This window comes from Acidaminococcus sp. (assembly GCF_057597765.1).
In genome coordinates this window covers 48,540-60,623 of the sequence record NZ_DBMBXK010000007.1, presented here as the reverse complement: position 1 = coordinate 60,623, position 12,084 = coordinate 48,540, and the positions used below count along the sequence as shown (strand labels likewise).

9 protein-coding genes are annotated in these 12,084 nt (G+C 59.1%); all 9 read left to right on the top strand.

Features of this window, described 5'->3' with window-relative positions; translation table 11 throughout:
• Nucleotides 1-16: 16 nt before the first annotated feature.
• The 9 genes from ACZOF8_RS06195 to ACZOF8_RS06155 all read left to right on the top strand — a co-directional run bounded on the left by ACZOF8_RS06195 (nucleotide 17) and on the right by ACZOF8_RS06155 (nucleotide 11,530).
• Complete coding sequence (locus tag ACZOF8_RS06195) at nucleotides 17-586, top strand: tryptophan transporter (protein WP_022487545.1); 570 nt, start codon at nucleotides 17-19, stop codon at nucleotides 584-586.
• Nucleotides 579-1,442, top strand: a complete 864-nt coding sequence (locus tag ACZOF8_RS06190) for an energy-coupling factor ABC transporter ATP-binding protein (protein WP_022487546.1) — start codon at nucleotides 579-581, stop codon at nucleotides 1,440-1,442. The genes ACZOF8_RS06195 and ACZOF8_RS06190 overlap by 8 nt, the downstream gene beginning before the upstream one ends.
• The gene (locus ACZOF8_RS06185; RefSeq protein WP_154487986.1) at nucleotides 1,439-2,248 is read left to right on the top strand and encodes an energy-coupling factor ABC transporter ATP-binding protein; all 810 of its coding nucleotides are present in this window, start codon (nucleotides 1,439-1,441) and stop codon (nucleotides 2,246-2,248) included. The genes ACZOF8_RS06190 and ACZOF8_RS06185 overlap by 4 nt, the downstream gene beginning before the upstream one ends.
• Nucleotides 2,245-2,913, top strand: coding sequence for an energy-coupling factor transporter transmembrane component T (locus ACZOF8_RS06180; protein WP_022487548.1), 669 nt, complete (start codon nucleotides 2,245-2,247; stop codon nucleotides 2,911-2,913). Before ACZOF8_RS06185 ends, ACZOF8_RS06180 begins: the two co-directional genes overlap by 4 nt.
• Nucleotides 2,914-3,435: 522 nt before the next feature.
• Nucleotides 3,436-5,607, top strand: coding sequence for a Tex family protein (locus ACZOF8_RS06175; protein ID WP_487426683.1), 2,172 nt, complete (start codon nucleotides 3,436-3,438; stop codon nucleotides 5,605-5,607).
• A 477-nt stretch (nucleotides 5,608-6,084) separates the two neighbouring features.
• Nucleotides 6,085-7,353 carry a peptidase T gene (pepT, locus tag ACZOF8_RS06170; RefSeq protein ID WP_308664510.1) on the top strand — a complete coding sequence of 423 codons (1,269 nt, stop codon included), beginning with the start codon at nucleotides 6,085-6,087 and terminating at the stop codon, nucleotides 7,351-7,353.
• Nucleotides 7,354-7,459: 106 nt separating this feature from the next.
• Nucleotides 7,460-8,773 carry an ATP-binding protein gene (locus tag ACZOF8_RS06165; protein WP_302157633.1) on the top strand — a complete coding sequence of 438 codons (1,314 nt, stop codon included), beginning with the start codon at nucleotides 7,460-7,462 and terminating at the stop codon, nucleotides 8,771-8,773.
• Nucleotides 8,774-9,192: 419 nt separating this feature from the next.
• On the top strand, nucleotides 9,193-10,800 hold the full coding sequence (locus ACZOF8_RS06160; RefSeq protein WP_022488014.1) for a gamma-glutamyltransferase family protein: 1,608 nt from the start codon (nucleotides 9,193-9,195) through the stop codon (nucleotides 10,798-10,800).
• A 457-nt stretch (nucleotides 10,801-11,257) separates the two neighbouring features.
• Entirely contained in the window at nucleotides 11,258-11,530 is a 273-nt protein-coding gene (locus tag ACZOF8_RS06155; RefSeq protein ID WP_022487549.1) for a type II toxin-antitoxin system RelB/DinJ family antitoxin, read from the top strand.
• The last annotated feature ends 554 nt before the right edge of the window (nucleotides 11,531-12,084 follow it).

Genomic DNA, 12,084 nt, shown 5'->3' with positions numbered 1-12,084 from the left:
AAAGGAGCATCGCAGCATGGAAAAACCGATTCCGGAACTGATTACGGTGGAAGCAGCCCGTGATACCCATCGCTGGGTGGCCATGACGGCCCTGCTGCTGGCCATTGGGGTCATCCTCCATACCATCAGCCCCAACGTGGGCGGGGTCACCCCCAACTGGACCATCGCCATGTATTCCATTACCATCTGTCTGACGAAGCCAGGGCCCACCCGGGCTTTGGGCATCGGCTTTGTGGCCGGGCTCACCCTGATCCCTTCGTCCAAATCCGCCTTCCCGCTGGGGAACATTGCCAGTGAACTGTGCGGGGCCCTTACCGCCTGTATCCTGGTGAAGGCCTTCGCCCTGGCCCACCTGGAACAGCTGAAGGTGAAGCCTTTTATTGTAGGGTTCCTGGCCACTTCCGTCAGCGGCAGTGTGTTCACCTACATCCTGAAACTGGTGCTGGGGCTGCCCCTTGCCGTGTGGACTCATGCCATGCTGCCGGTGGTGCTCACCGTAGGGGTCCTGAACGGTGTGGTCACCCAGGTGCTCTACGGCCCGGTACGGAAGATTTTCTTTGCTACGGAGGGGAAACACCATGTGTGAAACAGCCATCCGGATTTCTGATTTTTATTTTGCCTATCTGAACAGTGACCTGGTGCTGAAAGACATCAACCTGGACATCCAGAAAGGCAGCTTCACCGCCATTGCCGGGCCCAGCGGCGCCGGCAAGACCACCCTGTGCAAGGCCATGACCGGCATCGTCCCCCATTATTACGGGGGCCGGTACCACGGCAGGGTGGAAGTGCTGGGAGAAGACCTGAAGGGCCGGAAGATCTCCGAAATCGCCATGCGGGTGGGGATCATGATGGACGACTACGAAAGCCAGATGGTGTCTCTGACTGCCGGGGAAGAAATCGCCTTCGGCCTGCTGAACCACGGGTTCTCCCCGGAAGAGGTGGATGCCCGGGTGAGCCAGGCCCTGGAGGATGTAGGGCTTCCCGGCCGGGAAAACTACCAGCTGGACGAACTGTCCGGAGGCCAGCGGCAGCGGCTGCTCCTGGCATCCGTGCTGGCCTGCCGTCCGGAAGTGCTGATCCTGGATGAACCGGTGTCCGCCCTGGATCCTGACGGGGCCCGGTCCCTGTATGCCCTGCTGTACAAGATTTACCGGCAGCATCAGATGACCGTAGTGGTGGTGGAACATGACCTGAACTACCTGCTGCCCTATATGACGGACCTGGTGCTCATCAGCCAGGGAGAGGCCCGGGTCCAGGGACCCTTTGCCGAAGCCGCCCGGAACGCCTTCGCCCAGGAGGACCTGCGGGAGAACCTGCCGGAACTGTGGCAGGTGAAACTGGGCCTGGAAGAAAAGTACCAGGTGAAGCTGGGAGACTGGAGAACGGAAGAAGAAGCAGAAAAGGAACTGCTCCAGAAATTTCAGGGAGGCGCCAAGGAATGATTGAAGCAAAAGCAGTGAACTTTGCCTACCGGAGAGGCATACCTGTGCTCCAGGACATCAGCTGCCAAGTGGAAGACGGGGAAGCGGTGGCTCTCCTGGGCCACAACGGCAGCGGCAAGACCACCCTCAGCCGGCTGTTCATGGCCCTGAACCATCCCCGGAGCGGCCAGGTGCTGGTGGACGGAGTGGATATTGCCGGCTACGAACCGGCGGACCTGGCGGACAAGGTGGGGTATGTGTTCCAGAATCCAGACCTCCAGCTGCTGGGGGATACGGTATATGATGAAGTGGCCTACGGCCTCCAGAACCGGAAAATGCCCAAAGAGGCCCTGGACCGGCAGGTCCGGGATGCGGTGGAAGCCATGGGGCTGACCCCCTGCCTGGACCAGTATCCCCGGGGGCTTTCCTTCGGCCAGAAACGGCGGCTGGGGGTGGCAGTGGCGCTGGCTCTCCAGCCCCGGACTTTGATCTTGGACGAAATCACCAACGGTCAGGACGAACAGGAAAAACAGCATATGATGGACTACCTGGCCAAACTCCAGAAAGAAAAACACATGACCCTGATCCTGATCACCCATGATATGGAAATCGCCCGGAAATTCACCACCCATGCCCTGGTGCTCCACGACGGCCAGCTGGTGTATGACGGGAAGACCGGCAATCTGTTCGACGGAAAGCGGCCCATTGAGGAATGGGGTCTGAAGCAGCCGGTGCTGTCCCGGCTGGGAGCCCTGTTCGGGGTCCAGGCGGACAGTCCGGAAGATCTGTGCAGCAAGATCCAGCCGAAAGAAGGTGCCAAAGCATGAAGATCACAGCCTTTACCAAACTGATCCTGGTGCTGGCGGTCACCGCCTGGGTGTTCCTGCTGCCGGTGCCGGCGGTGGCCACCCTGCTGGTGCTGGAACTGGTGATCCTGCTGTATATCAAACGGGACCGGATGACCATGGCGGCCATCGGCACCCTTACCGTGTTCACCGGCATGATGGTGCTGCTCCAGCTGCTGTTCGGTTCTCCCTTGTATGTGGCCCTCACCGGGGGCCTGCGGATGTTCGTCATGACCACCGCCTTTCTGTGCCTTCTGGCCTCCACCCGGATCCAGGACATTGCCCAGGCTCTGGTGGAAAAATTCCATATGCCCTATGAATACGCCTTTATGCTCACTACGGCTCTCCGGTTCGTGCCGGACTTCCTGTCCGATTCCGCCATTACCCTGGACGCCCAGTCCTGCCGGGGCTATTCCAACCGGGGGAACGCCTTCAAACGGCTTTACGCCTATCTGGCGGTGGTAAAACCCCTGGTCATGCGGGCGGTAGCCAAATCCGACACCCTGGCCCTGTCCATGGAACTGAAAGGTTTCGGTCCCAACACCTATAAAAACCGCCGTCCCATGAAGCTGCATCTGGGGGATTATGTGACGCTGGTGATCGTTATTATCCTGAGCACCTATCCGATCTGGGTGAAGCATATTTAAGGCTGACGCATAACCCAGGCGCGGAATATGCACCCATCTACTTTGTCAGCAGCGGATTTTGACTGTGGCATGTACGTCCTTGTACTATGCCCCAGCCAAAATCCACTGCTTTCGCGTATCTAGGCACATCTTCCGCGCCTGGCGTGAAACCAGGCCCATCTGCTTTGTCAGGAGGGATTTGGAAGCCGGGCATATACCACTATGTATTATGCCCAACTTCCAAATCCCTCCTTTCGCGCATCTGGATCCATCTCGTGTGTCTGGCCCGCCCTCCTTATATCCGCCCTTTTTGAGCCCACACGCATATCTGCCGTCGGCGCTGGCCCGAGTGTATATCCGCCCTTTTCAAGGGCGGGGGACCATCCGTAAGGATGGTGGTGGGTTAGCAGCCCCGGCTGCGTTTCTCTTTTTAGAAAACCGCGGCGCGGTTTTCCTCCTTTTGGCTAGTGACTAGAGACTAGAGACTAGTGACTGATACGGTTGCCTTGACAGCCACATACCTTTTCACGAAAGGACAACAAAATGAAACCAACTGACATCGCCCCTCTCATTGCCCGGGAACTGTCCGTCCAGCCCTGGCAGGTGGAAAAAACCGTGGAACTGCTGGACGGAGGGAACACCGTTCCCTTTATTGCCCGGTACCGGAAGGAGGCAACCGGATCCCTTTTGGACGAACAGATCCGGACCATCGAAGAACGGTTGGGGACACTCCGGAACCTGGTGAAGCGCCAGGAGGAGATCCTGACCAAAATCGACGAACAGGGGAAACTGACCCCGGAACTGCGTACCGCCATTGAAAAGGCCCAGAAACTGACGGAACTGGAAGATTATTACCTGCCTTACAAGCAAAAGCGGCGTACCCGTGCCCAACAGGCTCGGGAAAAAGGCTTGGAACCCTTGGCCACTGCCTTCCTTCTCCAGCGGGACCAGAAAGGAGATGCCCTTTCCGCCGCCCGGGCCTATGTGGACCCGGATAAAGGGGTGGAAACCCCGGAAGACGCCCTGGCCGGAGCCCGGGACATTGTGGCGGAACTGGCGGCGGAAGACCCCACCCTCCGGCAGACCCTCCGGGACCAGCTGTGGAACCATGGGATGATCCGGACGGAACTGGTGGAAGATGCTGAGGGAGCCCAGACCTTTCTCATGTACAAGGACTATCAGGAACCGGTCCGGACCCTGCCCTCCCACCGGGTGCTGGCCATCAACCGGGGAGAAAAGAAAGGCTGCCTGAAGGTCCATCTGGTGTGGGAGGAACAGAACGCCCTGCGGAAAATGGAATGGCGGGTCCTCCGCCGTCCCTGCATCTACCGGGACCAGCTGAAGGAAGCCCTGGCAGACAGCTGGAAGCGGCTGCTGTTCCCGGCTTTGGAACGGGAAATCCGGAACCGGCTTACGGAACAGGCGGAAGCCCAGGCCATCAGGATCTTTGGGGCCAACCTGGGCCAGCTGCTGCTCCAGGCACCTCTGGGAGGCCATACGGTCATGGGCCTGGATCCGGGCTATCGGACCGGCTGCAAAGTGGCGGTGGTGGATCCCACCGGCCAGGTGGTGGACCATGGGGTGATCCAGGTGACCCAGAACGAAGCCCGGAAGAAGGAAGCGGAAGCCCTGCTCCTTTCCATGATCCGGAAGCACCATGTGACCCTCCTGTCCATTGGCAACGGCACCGCCTCCTATGAAACAGAACAGTTTGCCGCCAGCCTGATCCAGGCCCACCATCTGGACGTCCATTATCTCATTACCAATGAAGCGGGAGCTTCTGTCTATTCCGCTTCCAAACTGGCCCAGGAAGAGCTGCCGGAATACGATGTGACCATCCGGGGCGCCGTATCCCTGGCCCGGCGGGTCCAGGACCCTCTGGCGGAACTGGTGAAGATCGATCCCCAGGCCATAGGGGTGGGCCAGTACCAGCATGATGTGGACCAGAAGGCGCTCACCGGTACCCTGGACGGGGTGGTGGAACGGGTGGTGAACCATGTGGGAGTGGACCTGAACACTGCGTTCCCCGCCCTGCTCCGCCATGTGGCCGGGATCACCGCCGCCACCGCCGGGAACATAGTGGCCTGGCGGAACGCCAACGGCCGGTTCACCGGACGGCGGCAGCTGCTGAAGGTGCCCCGGCTGGGGCCTGCAGCCTTTACCCAGTGTGCCGGGTTCCTTCGGATCCACAACGGGAAATCTCCTCTGGACGATACCCCGGTCCATCCGGAATCCTATGATCTGGCCAAGAAAATCCTGGAAAAACTGGGCTTCGGCCTGGAAGACCTGAAGGACAGGGAAAAACTGGCCCGGCTGGCCACCCGGCGGAAACAGGTGGATGAAGCCCGGCTGGCCCGGGAACTGGAAGCCGGGGAACCCACGGTCCATGACATCCTGGATGCCCTGGTGGCTCCCGGCCGGGATCCCCGGGCGGACCTGCCCGCACCTCTTACCCGGCAGAACATCGTGAAGCTTTCCGACATCAAAGTGGGCACCATCCTCCGGGGCACCATCCGGAACGTCACCGACTTTGGCGCCTTCGTGGACATCGGCATCAAAACCGCCGGCCTGATCCACATTTCCCACCTGAGCCAGAAAAAGATCAAACACCCTCTGGATGTGGTCAGTGTAGGAGAAACGGTCCAGGTGAAGGTGATCAGCGTAGAGGAGGAGAGGGGGAGGATTGGACTCTCTCTGGTGAAGGCTAACGCATAACCCAGGGGCGGAATATGCACCCATCTACTTTGTCAGCAGCGGATTTTGACTGTGGCATGTACGTTCTTGTACTATGCCCCAGCCAAAATCCGCTGCTTTCGCGTATCTGGGCACATCTTCCGCCCCTGGCGGGAGCCGGGGATTGGATTGCACCAACAAAAGTCCGCCCTGGGAGGGGCGTAAGCAGGCGCCCGACGCTTCAGCGGCGTTGGCGGTCGCTTATGCCGCAGCTGGGGACCATGCGAAGCATGGTAGTGGGGGCATCGGCGCTGGCCCGAGCGTATATCCGCCCTTTTCAAGGGCGGGGGACCATCCGCAAGGATGGTGGTGGGTTAGCAGCCATAGGCTGCGTTTCTCTTTTTAGAAAACCGCGGTGCGGTTTTCCTCCTTTGGCTAGAGACTAGAGACTGATGCGGCTGCCCTGGCAGCCGCATCCTATGCTATAATATCCCCAAAACACCCAAGGAGGAATTGCCCATGTCTCAACTGACCCAACAACTGCTTGACCGTTTTCTCCGGTATGTGAACATCCCTTCCCAGAGCCGGGCCGGAATTTCCTCCGTCCCCAGTACCCAGGACCAGTGGCATATGGCCCGGCAGCTGGAAGCGGAACTGGAAATCATGGATCTGGAGGACCTGCATCTCAGCGACCGGTGCGTCCTTACCGGATACCTGCCAGCCAACCTGCCGGAAGGCTTCACCGGTTCTGTGCCCAAAATCGGCTTCTGCTGCCATCTGGATACGGTGGATGTGAACCTGAGCCCGGAGGTCCATCCCCAGGTGGTCCGGAATTACCCAGGGGGAGACCTGGTCCTCAACGCTGAAAAAGGCATCCTCATGAAGGCCGCCGAACACCCGGAGCTGGCGGATTATGTGGGACAGGACATTGTGTTCACCGACGGCACCAGCGTCCTGGGGGCGGACAACAAGGCCGCGGTGGCCAATGTAATGACCATGCTCCAGTATTTTACGGACCATCCGGAGATCCACCACGGGGACATTTACGTGGCCTTCGTCCCGGACGAGGAAGTGGGGCTGAAAGGGTCCAAAGCCCTGGACATCAGCCGGTTCCCGGTGGATTTTGCCTACACCATCGACTGCTGCGCCCTGGGAGAAGTGGTGTACGAAACCTTCAATGCCGGTTCCGCCCAGGTGGACATCCAGGGGGTCAGCGCCCATCCCATGAACGCCAAGGGGAACCTGGTGAACCCCACCCTGCTGGCGGTGGATTTCGCCAACTTCTTCGACCGGAAGGAAACTCCGGAATGCACCGAAGGGAAGGAAGGCTACATCTGGATCAAGAGCATCCAGTCCAACGCCACCCACGCTACGGTCCAGCTGGCCATCCGGGATCATGACAAAGCCCGTTACGAGGCCCGGAAACAGACTATCCTGGCCAATGTGGAACGGCTGAAGCACCAGGAACCCCGGGCCCAGGTCCGCTGCACCCTGGAAGACATCTACGGGAACATTGCTGACGCCATGACTCCGGACAACCGGCAGGCAGTGGACTTCCTCTACGAAGCCCTGGACGAACTGGCCATTACTCCCAAAACCATTGCCATGCGGGGAGGCACCGACGGCTCCTATTTGTCCACCCGGGGGATCTTCACCCCCAATTATTTCACCGGGGCCCTGAATTTCCACTCCCGGTACGAATTCCTGCCCCTGCCTTCCCTGGAAAAATCCTGCCAGGTGACCCTGAAACTGGTGGAAAAAGTCTTTCGGAAAGCTGCTGGAAAATAAAACGGAAAAAATCCGAAAAGTTCCTTGAAAAATGGACCCGTTTCCTGTAAAGTGTAAGGAGCTTCTATTGCCATTCTGTATTTGAGGGAAAGAAAGAGGAATCCTTATGCTTCAGCGCAAGATCGAAAAATTCCTGCAGACCTGGAAACAGGTTCCGCAGCACAATCCCCTGGTGGTCAAGGGCTGCCGCCACTGTGGGAAAACCACTTCCATCCTGGATTTCGCCAAAAAGGAATACGCCCATGTGGTGTATCTGAACTTCCAGGAAAAGCCCGACTATGCGGCTATTTTCCGGGACTCCATGGATGTGAACTACCTGGTGATGCTGATCACCGCCCTGGCCGGTCCCGAAGCGGTGTTTGAACCCTATAAAACCGTCCTGGTGCTGGACGAGATCCAGGAATGTCCTGAAGCCCGTACCGCCCTGAAGGCCTTTAAAATGGACGGCCGGTATGACGTGATTGCTGCCGGGTCCCTGCTGGGGGTGAAAGGCTACGGCAAAGAGCCCGCTCCCATTGCGGTGGGCTGCGAAACCGTGGTGAACATGGTGCCCCTGGACTTTGAGGAATTCCTCTGGGCCAACGGGATCACCACTCCGGTGCTGGACATGCTCCACCAGAGCCTGGACAAGGAAACCCCCGTGCCGGAAGCCCTCCACCTGCGGCTCAACGAACTGCTCCGCCAGTATGCCCTGGTAGGCGGCTACCCTGCCGTGGTGGAAACCTATGTCCAGACCCATGACATGAACGCAGTGCTGGAACAGCAGCAGGCCATCCTCCGGGATTATGAGGAGAACCTGTTCGTGGACGTGAACAAACGGGCCCGGGCCAAGCTGAAGACCGTACTGGACGCGGTGCCCCTCCAGCTGAACAAGGAAAACAAGAAATATCAGTATGCCCAGCTGAAAAAAGGCTCCAAGGCCTCCCAGTTCGAAGGGGCTCTTTCCTGGCTGGAAGAGGCGGGCATCGTCAGCCGGTGCTACAACCTGACGGAACCGGGGCTGCCCCTGGAACGCCACGCCATCGATTCCATTTTCAAGGTCTACATGAAGGATGTGGGCCTCTATGCCGCCATGCTTACCGGGGACGACCGGCTGAAGCTCCTCCAGGGAGATCTTTCCGGCTGCCAGGGCGCCGTCTACGAAAGCCTGGCTGCCGATCTTCTCAGCAAGGGCGGCCGGAAACTCTACTACTACCACAAGAACTCCGGCCTGGAAGTGGATTTCGTCATCCGCTGCCAGGGCAAGAGCACCCTGGTGAAGGCCACTCCCTCCACCGGCAACACCAAAAGCCTCAAGACCCTCCTCCAGCAGCCGGAAAAATACCAGGTGGAACAGGCCATCCAGCTGACCACCGACAACGTGTCCCGGAAAGGGCAGGTGGTGGAGATGCCGATGTATATGGGATTTTTGCTGGGCTAACGCATAACCAGGCGCGGAATATGCACCCATCTACTTTGTCAGCAGCGGATTTTGACTGGGGCATGTACGTCCTTGTACTATGCCTCAGCCAAAATCCGCTGCTTTCGCGTATCTGGGCACATCTTCCGCGCCTGGCGGGAAACCGAAGGTTATGCTACGAACCAAATTCCGCGCTTTCGCGCATCTGGACCCATCTCGTGCGCCTGGCCCTCTCTCCCTTTTATATCCGCCCTTTTCAAGGGCGGGGGACCATCCGTAAGGATGGTGGTGGGTTAGCAGCCTTTGGCTGCGTTTCACTTTCCAGAAAACCGCGGGGCGGTTTTCTTCCTTAACGACAAACGACGAATCCACAGCAGGCCGCCCGACGTGCGGCCCCTACGGACTGGTGTACACTGTCTTCTTTACAAGGAGGTATTCCCATGGATTACAATCTTTCTTCCTATCCTTATCCTTCCCGCCGCCGGGTGATCATGGCCCGGCGGGGGATGGTTTGTACCGGTCAGCCTTTAGCGGCCCAGGCAGGGCTGCGGATGCTGCTCCAGGGGGGTAACGCGGTGGACGCTGCCCTGGCCACTGCCATCTGCCTTACGGTGGTGGAACCTGACTGCAACGGCCTGGGCAGCGATGCCTTTGCCCTGGTGTGGATCAAAGACCGTCTTTACGGTCTCAACGGCAGCGGCCCGGCTCCGGCGCTCCTGACCCGGGAAAAGGTCCTGGCCGCCGGCCATTCCGAAATGCCCCAGCGGGGCTGGATTCCGGTTACCGTCCCCGGGGCTGTGTCTGCCTGGGCAGAACTCCACCGGCGGTTCGGCCGGCTGCCCTTTGCCAAACTCTTTGAACCGGCTATCGAATACGCCCGGGACGGGTTCCCGGTTTCCCCCATTGCGGGAAAACTGTGGAAAGCCGCCGAAACCACCTTCGCTCCCTTTAGGGACGACCCGGCCTTTGCCGGCTTTTTCTCCACCTTCCTGCCCACAGGATCCGCCCCGGAAGTAGGGGAAACCGTTGCCTTCCCGGATCATGCCCGGACCCTGGAACGGCTGGCCCAAACCGGCGGCGAAGCCTTCTACCGGGGTGAACTGGCAGACAAAATCGACCAGTTCAGCCGGGCCACCGGAGGCTATCTCCGGAAAGAAGACCTGGCCGGCTACCGGGCCCAGTGGGTGGATCCCATCCGCACCGACTACCGGGGCTATGATGTGTGGGAGATTCCTCCCAACGGCCACGGGATCACCGCCCTGATGGCCCTGAACATCATGAAGGGCTTCCATCTGGAGGAACGGGAAACCCTGGACAGCTACCACAAACAGATCGAAGCCATGAAACTGGCCTTTTCCGATGCCCGGCACTATGTGGCGGATCCCCGGTTCATGCACGCCCGGGTGGAAGACCTGCTGAGCCAGGACTATGCGGATCAGCGCCGGAGCCTGATCGGGGACCGGGCTCTGGAACCCCGGTGGGGGAAACCCTTCAGCGGAGGCACCGTGTATCTGTGCACCGCTGACGGAGAAGGGAACATGGTATCCTTCATCCAGAGCAACTTCCGGGGCTTCGGTTCCGGCATGGTGATCCCCGGCACCGGCATCGCACTCAACGACCGGGGGAACAATTTCAGTCTGGATCCGGCCATGGACAACTGCCTGGCTCCCGGGAAGAAACCCTACCATACCATCATCCCCGGCTTCCTTACCAAAGACGGAAAGGCCGTGGGCCCCTTCGGGGTCATGGGAGGCTTCATGCAGCCCCAGGGCCATCTCCAGGTCATCCTGAACACCCTGGATTTCCATATGAATCCCCAGGCCGCCCTGGATGCACCCCGGTGGCAGTGGATCGAAGGGAAAAAAGTGGAAGTGGAAGCTCAGGTGGATCCGGCCATTATAGAAGGCCTCCGGGCCCGGGGCCACGAAATCGTCGTGAAACAGGACCGCTCCACCTTCGGCCGGGGCCAGATCATCTGGCGCCGGGAAGACGGCACCCTGGTGGGGGCCACGGAGGGGAGGACGGATGGGACGGTGGCGGCGTACTAGGGGCTAACGCATAACCCAGGCGCACGATATGGGCCCATCTGCTTTGTCAGCGGGGATTTTCGAAAGCGGCATGTACCTTTTAGTACTATGCCGCATTTGAAACTCCCCGCTTTCGCGCATCTGGACCCATCTCGTGCGCCTGGCTCTCTCCCCCCTTTTTATATCCGCCCTTTTTAAGCCTACACACTGGCTGCCGTACTTACGGTCGGCGCTGGCCCGAGCGTATATCCGCCCTTTTCAAGGGCGGGGGACCATCCGTAAGGATGGTGGTGGGTTAGCAGCCTCTGGCTGCGTTTCCTTTCCAGAAACCCGCTGCCGCGGGTTTCTTCCTTCGGCTGGAGACTAGTGACTGCCGGCTAGTGACAGGAAGTGCTGCATCTGGCAACACTTCCTTGTTGACATTCCATTGCAACGGCTGTATAATGCAAAACATCAAGTACAGAGGGGTTGATGGATTATGGCATCCGTTAATGTAAATATCCGTATGGATGCGGATCTGAAAAAAGAGTTTGAGGAATTTTGCAGCAACGTGGGCATGAACATGACCACTGCTTTCACCATTTTTGCCAGAAGAACGGTCCGGGAAAACCGGATTCCCTTTGAAGTGTCCGCCGACTGCCGCCGGGCAGCCATCCACCAGGTACCGGTGGATCCTACTCCGGCCCAGGGAACGGCCACCAAGAGACCGGAAGACATGTTTGAGGAAATCAAGCAGGATTTCAATATTTGAAAAAAATCCGGCTGCCGCCAGAAAAAACTGGAGCAGCCGGATTTTTGTCACTCGACCAGTGACAAGTAACAAGAGAACAGTAACCGGGGGTGTGAATTTTTTCACACCCCCTTTTTAATTTTTTCAGGGTTTGGCATCCTATGGGAAAGGAACCCATCTGCCGGAGGCAGATGCTGTTGAAGGGAAACGCAGCCATGGGCTGCTAACCCACCACCAGCCTGGCGGCTGGTCCCCCGCCCTTGCAAAGGGCGGATAAATTGATCGGGAGCATCTACGTGCTGGAAGCCCTGTCCCCCCGCCCTTGCAAAGGGACGGATAAATGGCACGCAGGCTTCGCCCTGGGGCCAGAAGCGAGGGCGTCAGCCCCAGCGTATATCCGCCCTTTTCAAGGGCGGGGGACCGTTGCGCTTGCGCAAGGGTGGTGGGCTAGCAGCGTCGGCTGCGTTTCCATTTCAAGCCGGCGGAGCCGGTCTCCACAACGACCAACGATGAACCCCAAGGCACCTAACCACCTAACCACTTAGCCACTTATCCCCCCTGTCCCCCTCCAGCCT

What these genes read in the sequence shown, in the direction of transcription:
- ACZOF8_RS06190 (WP_022487546.1), top strand. Translation starts at nt 579, where the DNA reads ATGTGTGAAACAGCCATCCGGATTTCTGATTTTTATTTTGCCTATCTG.
- ACZOF8_RS06180 (WP_022487548.1), top strand. Translation starts at nt 2,245, where the DNA reads ATGAAGATCACAGCCTTTACCAAACTGATCCTGGTGCTGGCGGTCACC.
- ACZOF8_RS06195 (WP_022487545.1), top strand. Translation starts at nt 17, where the DNA reads ATGGAAAAACCGATTCCGGAACTGATTACGGTGGAAGCAGCCCGTGAT.
- ACZOF8_RS06155 (WP_022487549.1), top strand. Translation starts at nt 11,258, where the DNA reads ATGGCATCCGTTAATGTAAATATCCGTATGGATGCGGATCTGAAAAAA.
- ACZOF8_RS06175 (WP_487426683.1), top strand. Translation starts at nt 3,436, where the DNA reads ATGAAACCAACTGACATCGCCCCTCTCATTGCCCGGGAACTGTCCGTC.
- ACZOF8_RS06185 (WP_154487986.1), top strand. Translation starts at nt 1,439, where the DNA reads ATGATTGAAGCAAAAGCAGTGAACTTTGCCTACCGGAGAGGCATACCT.
- pepT (WP_308664510.1), top strand. Translation starts at nt 6,085, where the DNA reads ATGTCTCAACTGACCCAACAACTGCTTGACCGTTTTCTCCGGTATGTG.
- ACZOF8_RS06160 (WP_022488014.1), top strand. Translation starts at nt 9,193, where the DNA reads ATGGATTACAATCTTTCTTCCTATCCTTATCCTTCCCGCCGCCGGGTG.
- ACZOF8_RS06165 (WP_302157633.1), top strand. Translation starts at nt 7,460, where the DNA reads ATGCTTCAGCGCAAGATCGAAAAATTCCTGCAGACCTGGAAACAGGTT.